Consider the following 15,856-nt stretch of genomic DNA (forward strand, 5'->3'; position numbering starts at 1 on the left):
ATGAGCGTTCACATTGGTCCGGAAATGGTGTTCACGTTGAACCGGAATCGGTGTTCATGATCGGCCGGAATATGCAGAAGCAATCGTTCCTACCACACAGGTCGTCGATATTTTGTGCGATGTCTGTGGTGCTAGTACTACTAAATCGCTCGGTACGCAGGAATTCGGCACGCTGGAAGCTTGCTGGGGTTATGGTTCGCAGCACGATGGTGAACGATATCAGGTACACCTATGTGAAGGCTGCTTTTTTGGGGCGCTGGCCAACCTGAGACAGGAGCATCGGTTGATGAATATGTTTTCGGATGATTATCAACCCGCAGACCCTGATCAATTTGGGAAAATTGAAGGCAATCGAGAGCTTATCTAACCACGATTTGAGTGGTTGTGTTGATCGGCTCATCAAGTGAGTCGATTGGTCGAGGTCATCGGCTCATCAAGTGAGTCGGTTGGTCGAGGTGATCGGCTCATCAAGTGAGCCGATTGGTCGAGGTGATCGGCTCATCAAATGAGCCGATTGGTCGGGGTGATCGGCTCACCAGATGAGCCTATTGTTGGTGCTTTATGGTCACGTATGAACTGTTAATCAACAGGGGATGCCATGCCGAATCCGGCCGACAAGATCGATAACTGCCTGCGCTCCCATAGGCGTAGTAATCACATCGGCCGGTTTTTCACCACCTAATCCCCACGCAGAGCGGGTGAGCCATCTCATCGTTTTAGCAGTATCTCCCCGGTGTAGGGATATGGCTGCGTCCACTGCTAAGGCTGCCCAGTAAACGCGATCTCCCTGAGCTGTCGATAAGCGATTGCCCCGTTTGATTTGGCGATTCAGTGTGTCTCGGCTAATGCCAATCATCTGGCAAATTGTTCGGGTATTAGACCCCAATAGCGTGCTCAGTTTGACGACGATCTCAGGAGATACACCAGACACTATGTGCTGATGGGCGGCTAGCCAGTTACGTGGTAGACCGAGCGACTCCAGAACAGATAGATTGCTGGTTGGGGGAGATTGCTCTACATGAGTCATGATTAGTCTGCGCCTCCGTCTGGGGGTTGTTGATGGCAGCCCAATGCGAATCATCACTCAGGATTTCATTGGGTCATCATCTAGTTTGGGTTATTCGAGAGCTGTTAGCTATAGCAGAAATGATTTTAAAAAGCCTTTAATAACAATTTGTTATGCTTACTTTGTGGTGGTTTCGTTATTTTTCAACGCAGGTGTGTGTCAATCGGAGTGTGCTTCCATACGATACCCATCCATCTCAGGGTTCCCAGTTTTGGACCACTTCTGCTGTAAACCGGGTTAAGAGGTGAAAACACAGCAAAATCCGATGCCGGTGGTTAGTTTTGGCCGCCCCCGATTGATCATCTTGAAGACAAGAGTGTGAGTGATCTTACTCTGTCTTGTTCCTAGCCCTTGAAGGGCTGATGGATATCACGTTGTCTGTTATAAATTCGACCAATGATGAATGGATAAGTTGGGACTATCGCGTGGATTGCTCTCAGGGTGCTTAGTTAACGATCTGATTTATCATATTTTTTGCTGAGGCTACGTGACTCTGAATGTCGAACGCAAGCCGGAAGTAGTCAATTGTGACTTGTAACAAATAGATGTTCATTAGAGACTGTCATGATTAGTCTTTGTTTCTATGGGACCATATAGAATGGGGATGGATACCCGAATACCTTTTGCCATCAAGACCGATAGTGGCCAAGTGGTTGCGATTGATGACGTTGAGCGAGGCCTTCGTTGTGAATGTCATTGCCCAAGTTGTCATGGTCGCTTGGTTGCGAAGAAGGGGCAGATTAAGGAGCATCATTTTGCTCATCATGACGCGAGCCAGCAAGAATGCCTTTATGCGTTTGAGACTAGTGTTCGGCTGATGTTGATGGAGAAGCTTGACGATATTTCAGTATTGAACACCCCGGCCAAAAGTGTTGTCTTTGAGGGAAGCTTGCATGAAGTCTCTGCCCCTCATTTCAATATAAGAGTCCAGCGTATAGCTCAGGATTCACTTCACGGCGTTCCAACGGCCATTTATCAATTGGATGAAAGGTCAGATTATCAAATAGGGCTTTATTTACCTCCGGTACATGAGAAGTTAATTTATCCTCCGGAATGGCTTGTAGCGTATTCCAACTCGCATCGTAAAACGGGAGTTTTGGGGGTGCGTTACGGTCAGTTTTATCTTCATATGTTTAATGGGGCACGTCCTAAAGAAATAGATACAGTGTCATGGATGCTGAAAATATTGAGTGAGAATCCTGATTGTCTTGTTTGGCTCTATCATCCAGGTGAGGCGCGAGAGTTAATGATACTTGCTCAAAGTGCAGAGGAGCAGAAACGCAAGCTAGCAGCGCAGATGGCTGCTGAAAATGCCAGGAGAGCTGAAGAGGTCAGATTGCATCAAAGAAGGGTAGAGCAACGCCGGATTGAGATGCATAAGCGCAGAGCTTTCACAGGACATTCAGTGCTGATAGAGGAAGATGATAGATCAGTCGAACCAAAGAAAGTCCCCCCACCCATTTATTGCAAGCATTGCAAAATGATGGCTCCAAGTACAACCTTTGATGGGTATTGTTTTCGTGAGAGTTGTATTCGTTCTCGTCAGCATTCCAACGTTCCACACCTTGATAAGGTACGATCTCATACAACACCATATGCAATGAAAAAGACATCAAACATAGTTGGTTCGCCACTATGCCCACGCTGTCGGACATCGATGCAGAAAGTCGGAAGTATATGGTGGTGTAAGAGCTGTGGAACGACTCAAGAATGACCACTTTGTGATAGATCTTGAAAACCATTGCTGATTCAGATAACGTTGTGCATGGCTGGCTAGCCGGACTTGCACACGAGTCAAAACAGCCTCTCTAAGTGTCAATTTCCATGACCTAAACCTCATGTTCGCTTTGGATGATTTAAACGTGTGCGATTACATCCAAGAAAAGTGAACTAGGAGATAGGATCATGACCATCAAACAGTTTGTCTTCGATGTACAGCAATCCCTACAAGCTGAGTACGGTTTTCCGATTAAACGCTCACAGGTTTATGAGCTTATTGCTGCAAATTTCGGTCATCAGAGTTATGCGACATTGAAGAGTAAGTCCATTCTGCTCTGTGGAGCAACATGGCATTCCAAAATTAACATTCATGCAATCGAACTTCGTGCTCAACAACTACATTTCAGTGACGTTCATCTTACGCAGCTTGCACGTAAATTGTCTGATCTCATTGAAAAAAGAAAAATCACTAATGTGTTGATCGAGCCATTATTTAACACCAAGAGCCTAGACTGGGCTCGGGATAATTGTCATAATTCCCGAGAGAATATAGTAGATGGTGAGCTTTTAAAATCACCTGAAAACTTATTGCTTCTTGAGTTGGTAAAAGGAAATGCGAATTCCCCTATATATATGGAAGCATTGCAACACCTGAAAGAGTATGCCAATTCAGGAAATCTTCATCATCACGTATATTTGTATGAATTGCTCGGAATTCATTCTGGTTTTGATTTTACTAAATCGAAAGAGGATGAGCTTTTGTATCGCCGGAAGTTAAATGGTGATGTTTTATCTGGACCCGAATTGGAAAAGGCAGAGAGCTATGAGGTTAAGTTATCTTGTTATAATTTATGGGTCCATCATGTGCATGAGGCAGCCAAAAAGGGATACACTGATGCAATATATTTGATAGGTCAGACCGGCCTTGATAAAGCAATCTATAGTGTTCAACCTGGCTTTGTAAGGTGCTCTATTTCTATAGCGCTACTGGCGGAAAAACAAGGGCTACATGATGAAGCTCACCGCTGGTGGACTCATGCTGCATTACAAGGTTATATCGAGGCAATGCATACGCTTATAAAACGTTATGATTATGCTGACATATATCGTTGTTGGGTTTGGTTAAATCTGGCAGATAAGTGCGGTGTCGATATTACTAAGGAGCATAATCTAGAGGTTTATCAGGGTGGAGAGCAGTATTTTAATTCATGGGCTAAACGTGAAGTTGTGCGTCAGGCCGGTATTAAAATTCCGACCCTAACTCCTGAGATGGCTAGAAAGGCTCGAGATGAGGCTCAGGGCTTGTACATTGAACATGGCCTTGATGGTGACATTGACTTTGAAGAGTTTGGTGGGTTTGGCTCAGATTGAGTATTCAGGTCACTTGGATAGATAAATAGTATTAGACACTCGTCTGCAATTTTTGTTAACTTCAAATCTAATGATGAAGGACTGTCCCTGAAAAGGGACGGTCCTTTTTTCTACGTCTAGACCTCTGCTTTGCAGAGATTTTTTCGTTTCTGGGGGGCTGATGAGCCAGATAGAGCTTGGTTTCCAACTTCAATGTCCTGCTTGTTCGTTGAGCAGGCGGAGGATTGCTATCGAGTTTCCAACTTAAATGTCACTTGTGGTGTCGCTAAGTTACTGAATCGATTGATCAGCTAGTTTCCAACTTAAATGGTCATGATCATTTAGGAGCTACAGTTAAGCCTTATAAACAACAGGGCCACCCAGACGGGTGGCCCTTCGTTTACATGGACTTTATCTGCATGCTGCTATCCAAATGTCCGGCTTAAGTCCTTGAGCTGGCTCGCTTTGCTCTGCAAATTGGCACTGGTTTCACTCACCTGATCGATTTTGAGACTGTTATCGTGAGAGAGCGAGGATATCTGGTTGATATTGCGACTGATCTCCTCGATGACCGCTTGTTGCTCGGTGGCCGCGGCGGTGATCTGGTTGGAAAAATCAGAGACCTTGTCTATCTCGACCACAACCTGATTCAGGTTGCCGGTGCTTGCCCGGGTGGTGGCGAGGCAGGCGTTGGTTCTGGTCACATTGAGATGCATCATCTCTTTCCATCCCCCAAGGGTTTGCTGGATATGGCCAATGCTGTTCTGGATCTGCTCTGTCGCCTTGTGGGTTCTGGTCGACAGGCTGCGAACCTCGTCCGCCACCACTGCAAAGCCACGCCCCTGATCGCCTGCCCGTGCGGCTTCGATGGAGGCATTGAGCGCCAGCAGGTTGGTTTGATCCGCAATGCCGCGAATTTCGCTCATGATGGTGCCGATCCGCTCGGACTCGCTCGCCAGCTCGACAGCTGACTGGAAGGCTTGCTCCGCCTGGGTGGCCAGCGCCGACATCTCTTCTCCCGCTTCCGAAAGCTGGGTGCTGGTGGTGATGCAGTGGCTACGGGCCTCTTCAATCTGGCTGTTGCTGTCTTGAATATTGCGGTTGATCTCCTCGGCGGCCGAAGCCATCTGGGTGACGGCGGTGGCAATCTGCTGGATCTGCGTGTCTTGCGAAGAGATATCCTGGCTGGCCAGCGAGGCGGAGCCGCGCAGGTCATTGGCCATGGCATTGAGCGACGCGGTGGTGTCATCCACCCTGCCGAGTACGGTACGGATCTTCGCTTGCCCGAGCTTGATATGGAAATCGGCAATGCTGTGGGGGGCATCCCCCGAGAAGATAAGGCGGCTGATGCTGTCGTAATCCTGCTCGAGCTGCTGCAAGAATCGCGGTGTGAGGAAGAGAGGGTGGCGATTGAACCAGATGGCTGCCAAGAGAGGAATGATGACCCAGAGCGCCTGCAGCGGTGAGAGCAGCCAGAGCGCGCTGATCACGCTGACGAGCAGCAGAGGTATGGTCATCATGGCCGGTGTGAGTTGACGCAGGCCCATGTGAATGGCAGAGCCGGTTTCACGGGCTTTAAGGGTTTTGTACATCTGGCTGGCACGCGCTTTGTGCTCTGCGGCGGGACGGCAGCGGACGGATTGGTAACCCACCATCTTTGCAGCGGTTTTTTACCATGCCTCGCCATGGTTTACCTGCCTGCAGGTGGGCCCAGAGATCGGCAAACGCTGCCTTGGGCATGTCGGGGTGGCGCACCAGATTGTGATGCTGCCCTAACATCTCTTCCAGGCGATAGCCTGCCACCTGACAAAACGCCGGATTGGCGTAGGTGATGTCCCCTTTGAGATCGGTCGTCGATACCAACTGGATATCGTCGGCAAATTCAACCTCGGTATCTGTGGTGTGAAGCGAGCTGGTTACCATGATCAGGCTCCGGTTTCGGCGTAACGGAATACTTCGTTTGAGTATGGCAGAGGATGTTCATTTATTGTGTTGTTGCACATTAACTCTTGTGCTACTGCGTGGGGACGGGATGGGTCTCACATTTTTACAGCACAGTTCGGCGAGGGGAGGCAGGCCAAGTCACATTGCCCGGAGAGCAGCAAACCCCTCATCCTTTGGCTGTCTCAAATTGATTGCCGTACGGAATAGACAAACGCCGATCATCCGATCGGCGTTTGTCTAGGGTAAGCCTGATGGTTTCACACTCGGCTGCTTTGGCATTTTGCCTGTTTAAAGATGGGCGACTTAAAACAGCAGTTGCGTCAGGTAGCCCATCAGGATCGCCATGCCGAGGATCACGGTAAGGAAGGCCGCAATCATCGGGGTTCTGAACATCGATTTGAGCAGGATCACCTCGGTCAGGCTGGCACCGGCACTGCCGATGATCAGCGCCATGACGGCGCCCATTCCCATCCCTTTACCCAGTAGTACCGACGCCAGCGGGATCACGGCTTCGGCGCGGATGTAGAGCGGGATCCCGACGATGGCGCTGAAGGGGATGGCCAGCGGGTTGTCGGCGCCAGCATGGGCGGCGATCCACTCGGCCGGAATAAAACCGTAAATAAACGAGCCGATGAGCACCCCCAGCAGCAGGAAGGGCAATACCGCTTTGAACTGCTGCCAGGCATCGATGCGAGCTTTGACCCAGGCGGTGGGGAGCTGTGGCGCACTGGCTAGGGTTGCAGTGCCATCGCCGCAGCAGGAGAGGGCGGCCTGCTCTGCCATCTCTGGTTGCGGAGCCGGGCAGCACGCTGCCCCGTTGAGGGGTTTGATTGCGCGAATGGCACTGCGTTGGTTGTCACTGCAATGTGCTTGAGTGGTGGCGCGGGTTGCCGGGCCACAGCCGCTACCGCAAGAGGGGGTGGCCTCTTTGGGGTCGATGACATGGCGCTCGAACCCCAATCTGTCGAGCAGCATGCTCGCCATGACGGAGACGCTGGCGGCGATCACGGCGTAGAGCAGGGTCACTTTCCAGCCAAAGGTGGCCCACATCAAGCCGACGATGATGGGGTTCAGCAGTGGCGAGATAAACAGGAAGGTGAGGGTGGGGCCAAAGCCAGCCTTGGCCGAGAGCAATCCTCTCAGCATGGGGATGGTGGAGCAGCTGCAAAAGGGGGTGACGGCACCGAGCAGGGCCGAGAGCAGATAGCCCTTGCCATGGCGCGCCCCCAGCATCCGCTGGATCTTCTCGTCGGGGATCTTCTGGCGGATCAGGCTGACCCCGGCGCTAATGACCAGAAACAGCACCGACAGCTCGACAGCCAGAAACAGGAACATCTGGGCTGCATCGGTCAACATGGTTAACCACTCATTCATTGTCGTATCCTCACTTGGTTTCTATATTTCCAAAATAATCGAAATGAATGACCGGTCAAGATATTTCTGGTATTATCGAAATATCAAATTCGTGGAGGGCGCAGAGATGCAACTGGAAGAGGTCGCCAAGGCATTGAAAGAGCTGGGTCATCCGACCCGGCTGTTTATCTTCAAGCATCTGGTCAAGGCGGGAGAGCAGGGGCTGCCGGTGGGTGAGCTGCAAAAGCAGCTGGCGATCCCCGCTTCCACCCTCAGCCACCATATCGCGGCGCTGGTCTCGGTGGGGCTGGTGAAGCAAAACCGGGAGAGTCGCACCCTGCTTTGCGTCTCTCAATACGCGGTGTTGGAGGAGATCATCGCCTTTTTCCGCGATGAGTGTTGCGTCAACAGCCCGGAGCACCGGCAAGATCAAAGGCAAGAGCTGCCTTCCTGAGGGCTACGGCTGCTAGTAGTGCTGCGCGTAATAAAAAAACGCCGATCATGTGATCGGCGTTTTGCATTGATGTCGCTAGATTCGGGCATTAACCCAGATTGGCTGCGACCTTGCTTTGAGCTTGTCCTTTGCGCTTGATGACAAAGCCAATGCCTAGTACCACCAGCCAGGCTGGGATCAGTTCGACCGAGATACGGAAATCCGGGGTCATATACATGATCACCAGGATGCCAGCCATGAACGCGAGGCAGAGATAGTTGCCGAAGGGGTACCAGAACGCCTTGAACTTGGGCTGGACGCCTTCTGCGACCTTGGCCTTGCGGAACTTGAGGTGCGCGAGGCTGATCATCGCCCAGTTGATCACCAGTGCGGAGACCACCAGCGCCATCAGCAGGCCGAACGCCTTGCCCGGCATCAGGTAGTTGATCAGCACGCAGAGCAGAGTGGCGATGGCCGAGACCGAGAGGGCAACCAGCGGCACGCCGCTCTTGTTGGTCTTGAGCAGGGCTTTCGGGCCGTTGCCCTGTTTGGCCAGACCGAACAGCATCCGGCTGTTGCAGTAGACGCAACTGTTGTAGACCGACAGTGCGGCCGTCAGCACCACGATGTTGAGCACGGTGGCGACCAGATTGCTGTCCAGAGCGTGGAAAATCATCACGAACGGGCTGCCGCCTTCCACCACTTTACCCCAGGGGTAGAGGGACATCAGGATAGCCAGAGCGCCGATGTAGAAGATGAGGATGCGGTAGATCACCTGATTGGTGGCCTTGGGAATGCTCTTCTCTGGGTTGTCCGCTTCCGCGGCGGTAATGCCCACCAACTCGAGACCGCCGAAGGAGAACATGATCACCGCCATCGCCATCACCAGACCGCTGATGCCGTTGGGGAAGAAGCCGCCTTGGGCCCACAGGTTGGTGACGCTCGCCTCGGGGCCGCCGGCACCGGAGAGGAGCAGATAGCCGCCAAAGCCAATCATGCCGATGATGGCAACCACCTTGATGATGGCGAACCAGAACTCCATCTCGCCAAACGCTTTGACGTTGGAGAGGTTGATGGCGTTGATCAGCACGAAGAAGAAGGCTGCCGACATCCAGGTCGGGATCTCTGGCCACCAGTACTGGACGTAGATGCCCACCGCGGTTAACTCGGCCATGCTCACCAGCACGTAGAGCACCCAGTAGTTCCAACCGGACGCAAAACCGGCAAACTCGCCCCAGTATTTGTAGGCAAAGTGGCTGAATGAACCGGCTACCGGCTCTTCCACCACCATTTCACCGAGCTGGCGCATGATCAGGAAGGCGATAAAGCCACCAATGGCATAACCCAGCAGAACTGAGGGGCCTGCCATCTTGATGGTTTGGGCAATGCCCAAAAAGAGGCCGGTGCCGATGGCGCCGCCTAAAGCAATCAACTGAATGTGGCGGTTTTTAAGGCCGCGCTTCAGCTCCTCACCGTCTTGTTTCAAATCCATGGGTCTGTCCTTACGTCTCTGTTGTCTCTTGTCGGTGTTGGGCTCATCCTGAGCAGGCCGCAGTGCGTAGCCAAAACCTGACGAAAGCTGTATTTATTTCGTTACGGAACGCCGTTTTCAATTTTTGGTGTTGGCTGGCAACCGAAGCAGAATAGTGATAATCCGCCATGAATGCACCTGTTTTCCATCTCTAATGGCCGTATTTTGTACCAATGGCAGCTTTTTCATGATCTGAAGAGGCTTCTTGGTAGTTTTTGATTGATGTTTGTGCAATCGAATTCTGTTTTGTTGACATTTTGTCTTGTTGGTGTGCTTTTGTGGTGCCAAGCAACAAATGGATGCAAATGATGCCAAACAAGCGAGAGTACAGGGAAGAGTGCAGGGAGTTGGAGCACAGGGAACGCGAAAGCGTGCTGCAACAAGGGGTTGCCCGGAGTGTGCTGGTGGCGCTCTGGTTAGGGATTGCCGCCAGTCCGCTGTTGTTGCTGGTGGCCGCGATTATGTTGCTGGGTTGGCTGTTACTCGGTGATCAGGAGTTGCTGCACTACTGGCAGTCGCTGTTGCTGGTGGGTGGGGTAACGGGGGCGCTCGTTGGCGGCTGGCTGGCGGAGCGGGTTCGCCTGCGCCACGGTTTGCTGGCCTTCTATGCCCGGTTGATGAACAACCCTGAGCTCAATCGTTAGTGAACGCTGGCTGTTTGCCGAGCGCAGCAGAACGGAATCGAATAGCGGCTAACTGGCTGCAGGTGACAAGGGCACAACGGCAAGGTCGACAAGAAGAGGGATAAGCATTTGTGGTGCTTATCCCTTTTTTATCCCTGCTTTTCACTGCCATCTATGTGAATTGCAATTCGCCACAGCTGACTTTCGCCGCGACACTGTAATTTTTATCTTTTGTTGATGCCGATAGCTGTCAAGCTGGCTTAACAGAGCTGGCGGCGCAGACCGGTCGCCTCGAGGACCTTGGCGCTGATCTCCTCCACCGAGTGGGAGCTGGTATCCAGGAAGCGGATCGCCTCCTGGCGAAACAGCCTCTCCACGCAGGCCAGCTCCTGCTCGCACTGTTCGATGGAGGAGTAGCGGCTGTTGGCGCGGCGCTGGTTTCGGATCTCGTGCAGCCGCTGTGGCGCTATGGTGAGGCCAAACAGCTTGTGACGGTTGGCCTTGAGGGGGGCGGGCAGCTCCAGCATCCCCATGTCCTGCTCGATAAAGGGGTAGTTGGCGGCACGAATGCCGAACTGCAGCGCCAGATAGAGGCTGGTGGGGGTCTTGCCGCAGCGGGAGACCCCGATCAGGATGATGTCCGCCTCATCGTACTCTTTGGTGGTGATGCCATCGTCGTTGGCCAGCGCAAAGTTGACCGCCTCGATGCGATCGTCATAGAGCTTGCGATTCTCCATACCGTGGGTGCGGTGGAGGCGGGGCTCGGCTTTGACCCCCAGCTCCTGCTCCAGCGGGCTGACGAAGGTATTGAGAAAGTCGTGGCCGCACGCCTCCGATTTCAGCACCTCTTCCCGTACCAGCGGGTCGACGATGGTGTGAAACAGAATGGGGCGTACCCCGGTCTGACGGAACTGCTCGTCGATCCGCATCCGTACCTGACGGGCTTTCTCCAGTGTCTCCACAAAGGGGATTGTGATCTGCTCGAAGGCCAGCGGAAACTGGCTCAGTACCGCGTGGCCGAACACTTCGGCGGTGATGGCGGTGCCGTCTGAAACATAAAATACGGTGTGCACGTAGGGCTCCTGTGATACCGCGGGTGGGGTCGCATGGGGTAAGGGGTGAGAAGTATCTCCCGAAACCATACCAGTTTTGTCAACCGGTCTGCTGTGCCCAAGTTGTGAAGTGGCTTGCAAACCTGAATCGTTATCTTTTTGTGTCGCCATTGTAGAATGTTCCGGTCATTCGACCATCCCCACCTCTTGCTCGGGGATTTTTTTGAAAACCAGTAGAAAACGTTTTCATTGTCGTTGGCAACAAAAGAAACAGACAATAACGCACCTGACTTACCCATAACCTCATCGATTAAATCGGGCGCACGAGGTGCTATGGCATCGGTGCCCACCAACCTGGAGACATCCAAGTGCAACAGTACGTGCTCTGGTACGAACAACTCGGAATGCAGGACGTAGAACGAGTTGGCGGCAAGAACGCATCCCTTGGCGAGATGATCAGCAACCTCTCTGGCGCCGGCGTATCCGTGCCGGGGGGCTTTGCCACCACCGCCTTTGCGTTTAACGAGTTTCTGGAGTCAAGCGGCCTCAACGGCAAGATCCACCATCTGCTCGACAATCTCGACGTGGACGATATCGCCGCCCTCAACCGGGCCGGTCAGCAGATCCGCGACTGGGTGATCGACGCCCCGTTCCAGCCCGAGCTGGAGCAGGCTATCCGGGTTGCCTATGAAAAGTTGAGTGCCGGTGTCGAGGCCTCGTTTGCGGTGCGCTCCTCCGCCACCGCCGAGGATATGCCGGACGCCTCCTTTGCCGGTCAGCAGGAGACCTTCCTCAACGTACGTGGCATCGATGCCGTCATGACGGCGGTCAAGCATGTGTTTGCTTCCCTGTTCAACGATCGCGCTATCTCCTATCGGGTGCATCAGGGCTACGACCACAAGGGTGTTGCCCTCTCGGCCGGGGTTCAGCGGATGGTGCGTTCCGATCTCGCCGCCTCCGGCGTCATGTTTACTCTGGATACCGAGTCCGGTTTCAACGACGTGGTCTTTATCACCGGCGCCCATGGTCTTGGCGAGATGGTGGTGCAGGGCGCGGTCAACCCGGATGAGTTCTATGTGCACAAGCCGACCCTCAAGGGGGGGCGCCCGGCGGTGGTGCGCAAGACCCTCGGCTCCAAGCTTATCAAGATGACCTACTCGGACGATGCCGGTCACGGCCGCCAGGTGAAGATTGTCGACACCAATGAGGCCGAGCGCAGCCGCTTCTGCATCAGCGATGAGGAGGTGATGGCGCTGGCGAAACAGGCCCTCATCATCGAGCAGCACTATGGCCGCCCGATGGACATCGAGTGGGCCAAGGATGGTCAGGATGGCCAACTCTACATCGTGCAGGCCCGCCCGGAAACCGTGCGCAGCCGTCAGGAGGCCAACACCCTCGAGCGTTTTGCCCTCAAGCAAGCGGGCAAGGTGCTGATCGAGGGACGAGCCATCGGCCACAAGATTGGCGCGGGCCCGGCGCGGGTCATCTATTCCATCAGCCAGATGGACGAAGTGCAGCCCGGCGATGTGCTGGTGACCGACATGACCGACCCGGACTGGGAGCCCATCATGAAGCGGGCCTCCGCCATCGTCACCAACCGGGGGGGGCGCACCTGTCACGCCGCCATTATCGCCCGCGAGCTGGGCATTCCGGCAGTGGTGGGCTGTGGCAACGCTACCGATCATATTCAGCCGGGCCAGCGGATCACCGTCTCCTGCGCGGAAGGGGATACCGGTTTTATCTATGACGGCGAGCTGGACTTCGACGTGGCGGTGACCGAGGTGGGCAATATGCCGCGCCTGCCCATCAAGATCATGATGAACGTCGGCAACCCGGACCGCGCTTTCGACTTTGCCCAGTTGCCCAATGCCGGGGTAGGACTGGCACGCCTTGAATTCATCATCAACCGGATGATCGGGGTGCACCCCAAGGCGCTGCTGGAGTTTGACCAGCAAACCCCAGAGCTCAAGGCCACCATCGGCAAGATGATCGCCGGTTACGACAGCCCGCGGGAGTTCTACGTGGCCAAGCTGACCGAGGGGATCGCCACTCTGGGGGCCGCGTTCTGGCCGGAGCGGGTGATCGTGCGGATGTCGGACTTCAAGTCCAACGAGTACGCCAATCTGGTGGGCGGTCGTGGCTACGAGCCCCACGAGGAGAACCCGATGATCGGTTTTCGTGGTGCGTCCCGCTACATTGCCGACAGCTTCCGCCCCTGCTTTGCCCTCGAGTGCGAGGCGATCAAGCGGGTGCGCGATGTGATGGGGTTGACCAACGTCGAGGTGATGATCCCCTTCGTGCGCACCGTGGGCGAGGCGGAGCAGGTGATCGACATCCTGGCCGAGAACGGTCTGCGCCGCGGCGAGCGGGGGCTCAAGGTGATCATGATGTGCGAGATCCCGAGCAATGCCCTCTTGGCAGACAAGTTCCTCGAGCACGTGGACGGCTTCTCCATCGGTTCCAACGACATGACCCAGCTCACCCTTGGGCTGGATCGGGACTCGGGGCTGATTGCCCATCTGTTCGACGAGCGCAACGAGGCGGTCAAGGCACTGCTGTCGATGGCGATCCAGGCCGCGCGCAAGGCGGGCAAGTACGTGGGGATCTGCGGTCAGGGCCCATCTGATCATCCGGACTTCGCCGCCTGGCTGGTGGAGCAGGGGATCGATTCGGTGTCGCTCAACCCTGATACCGTGGTCGATACCTGGCTCTATCTGGCGGAGCAGTATGACGGTAAATTAAAGTAGTGAAACGTGGCCGCTAGTTTGCACAGTCGTTAATAAGAACAGCAGTTACGGCTTTAATATCATGATGCAACAATGCCAGTCAGGTCTATCTGACTGGCATTGTTTTTAGCCATTTTCTGTACCTAGTGAAACATCTATTTGGTTGTCATAGCTTGAGTTTCAGTTGAGCGACATTGATGTCGTGATGTCGGTGGATTGCTTTTTTATAACTTCCGTTGTTTTTAAACCATATCTATTGAATGAATATCTTATATGGCCTCAATTGGAGTGTATTTAAGTTGTTGATATTTAAGTTAAAGAAGTTCCTTTCGATTTAATTCAATAGTGTCGGGTATTCACCTTCCAGTAGATACATTTTTGCAACAGTTGTTCTCTCCGATGAGCTCTATGTTCTATCCATTAAGATCTGTCACCTTGGAGCAATGGATATGCGTACCCAAATCATCGACAAGTCCGTGGTTGTCTCAGCTATAGAAGGCAATGTGGAGATTGTGCTGGCTGATGGAAGCAGCCGCCCTCTGCAAAAAGGGGAAATTCTCCAACCCGGGGCCAAATTGACCATAGCGGATGACGCCAAGCTGGCTCTTTCCCCTTATGACGATACTCCTGCATCGGATATACCGGCAGGTTCCGAGTCGGCTGAACCTGCTCAACCGCAAGTGGCTGCCAGCCAGGAAGGCGCTCCTTCAGATATTGCCGCATTGCAAGAATCGATTCTGCAGGGTGTTGACCCGACGCAAAACTTTGAGGCTTCTGCTGCTGGTGGGGCACCAGCGGCCGGTGGTGGTGGCGGTATTGGTGGGGTTGCGGGGACCAGTGGTAATGGTGGTTTCGTCACAATTGATCGAACTGGTGATGCCACGATAGCGGCTGCAGGGTTTGATACCACCTACGATACGGCCGCTGTCATCAATGAAAATCAGGCCGAAGATTTGATTCTTGAAAATCAGCTTGATGATTTGGGCGAAACCGCCGTGACCCTGGAAGACACTCAGGTCAGTGGGAATTTGCTCGACAATAGTACTAATCCAGATGGGCCTGCTGATGCCTCTATCGTTTCATATGACTGGGGTATCAATATTGGAGTCCCTGCCGGTGTTGCTGCCGCCATTACCGGAGTGGGTACGCTGATCATCAATCCGGATGGGAGCTATACCTTCACTCCTGCGCCTAACTATGATGGTGCAGCTCCCCCGGTGAACTATCAGGTAACTGATGGCCAGGATACAGTGACTTCAACACTCGTTATCTCTATTACTCCGGTAGATGAGGCGGTAGGCCTTGATGGGCTTACTCTGGAAGGGGGAGAGGTGTTGGTCAGTGATGCCAACTTGGCGGATGGTTCAACCCCCGATGCGACAGTGTTGACTCAAGGTGGCGTGTTTACCTTCAACGCCCCTGACGGCGTGCAAAGCCTTACGCTGGGCGGCGTGCTACTCGTCAGCAACGGCCAGCTCATCACCGGATTCCCTCAGGCGATCCCCAGCCAGTTGGGTAATCAGCTGATTGTGACAGGGATTAACTTCAACGTTGTCACCGGAACAGGAAGTGTTAGCTACAGCTACACCCTGAACGACAACGTAGCGCACGCCAATGCTGACGGCAACAACAGCCTGTTTGAAGACTTCGCGGTGAGCCTGGTGGACAGCGATGGGGACTCAGCGACGAACACCCTGAGCGTGCAGATAGTGGATGATGTACCGACGGCGGTGAACGACACCAATGGCACGGCGAGCGAAAACAGCGTCACCCTCACCGGCAACGTCATTACCAACGACGTGCAGGGGGCGGATGGTGCGGCGGTGAGTGCGGGCACTCTGCCCGGGATCTACGGCAGCCTGGTGCTCAATGCCAACGGCAGCTACACCTACACCCTCGACCCGACAGACCCGCAATTTGTGGCGCTGCCGGGCGGGGCGACGGGGAGTGAAGTGTTCACCTACACCCTGACCGATGCGGACGGGGATGTGAGCACGGCGACCCTGACCCTGGCCATCAGGAACGACGATGACGGGGTGACCATCACCAACCTCATTCC

At 53.8% G+C, this 15,856-nt stretch carries 11 protein-coding genes and 1 pseudogene; 7 read left to right on the forward strand and 5 right to left on the reverse strand.

Annotation, left to right across the window (positions count from 1 at the left end):
• The coding region (locus NOM06_RS05525) for a hypothetical protein (RefSeq protein WP_255910349.1) at positions 1–269 on the forward strand (269 nt) is incomplete at its 5' end.
• A gap of 314 nt (positions 270–583) precedes the next feature.
• Here NOM06_RS05525 and NOM06_RS05530 read toward each other — a convergent pair.
• Positions 584–1,081 (reverse strand): antitoxin Xre/MbcA/ParS toxin-binding domain-containing protein, encoded by a 498-nt coding sequence (locus tag NOM06_RS05530; protein ID WP_306236834.1) that lies wholly within the window; start codon positions 1,079–1,081, stop codon positions 584–586.
• 589 nt (positions 1,082–1,670) lie between these two features.
• On the opposite strand from NOM06_RS05530, the gene NOM06_RS05535 reads away from it, so the two are divergent.
• A complete protein-coding gene (locus tag NOM06_RS05535) occupies positions 1,671–2,780 on the forward strand; it encodes a competence protein CoiA family protein (RefSeq protein WP_162791036.1) in 1,110 nt (369 codons plus the stop codon).
• A 191-nt stretch (positions 2,781–2,971) separates the two neighbouring features.
• The gene (locus tag NOM06_RS05540) at positions 2,972–4,156 is read left to right on the forward strand and encodes a hypothetical protein (RefSeq protein WP_255910351.1); all 1,185 of its coding nucleotides are present in this window, start codon (positions 2,972–2,974) and stop codon (positions 4,154–4,156) included.
• Between the two features lie 404 nt (positions 4,157–4,560).
• Here NOM06_RS05540 and NOM06_RS20875 read toward each other — a convergent pair.
• Positions 4,561–6,058 (reverse strand): annotated as a pseudogene (locus NOM06_RS20875) (methyl-accepting chemotaxis protein).
• A gap of 324 nt (positions 6,059–6,382) precedes the next feature.
• A complete protein-coding gene (locus NOM06_RS05555) occupies positions 6,383–7,453 on the reverse strand; it encodes a permease (protein ID WP_255910355.1) in 1,071 nt (356 codons plus the stop codon).
• Between the two features lie 106 nt (positions 7,454–7,559).
• Between NOM06_RS05555 and NOM06_RS05560 the strand changes: the two genes are divergently transcribed.
• Entirely contained in the window at positions 7,560–7,886 is a 327-nt protein-coding gene (locus NOM06_RS05560) for a helix-turn-helix transcriptional regulator (protein WP_005344826.1), read from the forward strand.
• 88 nt (positions 7,887–7,974) lie between these two features.
• Here the strand turns inward: NOM06_RS05560 and NOM06_RS05565 are convergent, their stop codons facing one another.
• Positions 7,975–9,357, reverse strand: a complete 1,383-nt coding sequence (locus tag NOM06_RS05565) for an amino acid permease (protein WP_005352966.1) — start codon at positions 9,355–9,357, stop codon at positions 7,975–7,977.
• Between the two features lie 386 nt (positions 9,358–9,743).
• On the opposite strand from NOM06_RS05565, the gene NOM06_RS05570 reads away from it, so the two are divergent.
• Positions 9,744–10,040, forward strand: a complete 297-nt coding sequence (locus NOM06_RS05570) for a hypothetical protein (protein WP_230848145.1) — start codon at positions 9,744–9,746, stop codon at positions 10,038–10,040.
• Between the two features lie 239 nt (positions 10,041–10,279).
• On the opposite strand, the gene NOM06_RS05575 is transcribed toward NOM06_RS05570, so the two are convergent.
• A complete protein-coding gene (locus NOM06_RS05575) occupies positions 10,280–11,092 on the reverse strand; it encodes a pyruvate, water dikinase regulatory protein (RefSeq protein WP_005344832.1) in 813 nt (270 codons plus the stop codon).
• A 347-nt stretch (positions 11,093–11,439) separates the two neighbouring features.
• Between NOM06_RS05575 and ppsA the strand changes: the two genes are divergently transcribed.
• Both ppsA and NOM06_RS05585 read left to right on the forward strand, forming a co-directional pair.
• A complete protein-coding gene (gene ppsA / locus NOM06_RS05580; RefSeq protein WP_255910358.1) occupies positions 11,440–13,818 on the forward strand; it encodes a phosphoenolpyruvate synthase in 2,379 nt (792 codons plus the stop codon).
• A 428-nt stretch (positions 13,819–14,246) separates the two neighbouring features.
• Positions 14,247–15,856, forward strand: a 1,610-nt coding sequence (locus NOM06_RS05585; RefSeq protein ID WP_255910361.1) for a retention module-containing protein, incomplete at its 3' end; no start/stop codon positions are given.

Origin of the sequence: Aeromonas sp. JL9, assembly GCF_024436075.1 — a bacterium.
GTDB lineage: Bacteria > Pseudomonadota > Gammaproteobacteria > Enterobacterales > Aeromonadaceae > Aeromonas > Aeromonas veronii.